Source organism: Bacillus sp. SIMBA_154 (assembly GCF_046536015.1).
In the GTDB taxonomy this organism is placed as follows: domain Bacteria; phylum Bacillota; class Bacilli; order Bacillales; family Bacillaceae; genus Bacillus; species Bacillus pumilus_P.
In genome coordinates this window covers 1-268 of sequence record NZ_JAWJBV010000295.1, presented here as the reverse complement: position 1 = coordinate 268, position 268 = coordinate 1, and the positions used below count along the sequence as shown (strand labels likewise).

The window sequence follows — 268 nt, the reverse complement described above, 5'->3', positions numbered from 1 at the left end:
CATGTAAAAAATTTCTAATATCAATTTTATTACTGATTGGAGGCATGTTGTTTGTAAATCTATTACAAACTATTTTTAACCATAACGAAGCTCTGTCATCTTTGTAAAACCAACCAACGTACTGAAAAGGGGTCAAAATGCGTGGAGTATTCTTCAGCAGAGCTTCAACCTCTCTTTTACTTTTACCTGAGTTCTCCAGTAACTCAGTCAAGATATCTTTATAAAATTTAGGTTCTCTAGGCACTGGATCTTTAAACCCTTCATAACT

1 protein-coding gene is annotated in these 268 nt (G+C 33.6%); it reads right to left on the bottom strand.

The window, feature by feature from the left end; all coding sequences use genetic code 11:
- Positions 1 to 268 (bottom strand): hypothetical protein (locus R0K30_RS22110; protein WP_410613001.1); only part of this gene is annotated, 268 nt, incomplete at both ends.